This is a genomic window from Pseudomonas sp. AGC41 (genome assembly GCF_057334555.1).
The window spans coordinates 9,177-9,651 of record NZ_JBHFJB010000028.1 but is presented as its reverse complement, the minus strand read 5'-3'; the positions used below and the strand labels follow the sequence as shown (position 1 = coordinate 9,651).

Here is a 475-nt window from a genome sequence, read left to right as displayed (position 1 = left end):
CCACAGAGGCGCTTCTCGCCATAACTAGCACCGTGTGCTGCAATGTTCGCAAGCCCCGGAAAAACAGGAGGCACCCATGTCCGACATCCTCTGGCAACCCAGCCCCGAACGCATCGCCCGGTCGCGCATGGACGCCTTGCGCCGGTTCGTCAACGAACGGCACTCGCTGCAGCTGAATGATTACCCGGCCCTGCACGCCTGGAGCATCGACCAGCGCGAAGCTTTCTGGCAGGCCATCGTGGACTTCTTCGACATCCGTTTTCACCAGCGCCCCACCGCAGTGCTGGTGGAAGGCCCGCATATGCCCAGCGCACGCTGGTTCCCGGGGGCCACGCTGAGTTTCGCCGAACATCTGCTGCGCCGTCGCGATAACACCGTGGCGGTGGTTGCCGTTGATGAAGACGGCACTGAGCAAACGCTGACCTGGGCCGAACTCGCCGCCCATGTCGCGGGCGTGCAGAAAAGCCTGCAAGCC

Annotated in this window: 1 protein-coding gene; it reads left to right on the top strand. The window is 63.8% G+C overall.

What is annotated here, in order from left to right; translation table 11 throughout:
* Positions 1-76 precede the first annotated feature (76 nt).
* Positions 77-475: acetyl-coenzyme A synthetase N-terminal domain-containing protein (locus tag ACE04F_RS04745; RefSeq protein WP_486105254.1), on the top strand; the 399-nt coding region annotated here is incomplete at its 3' end.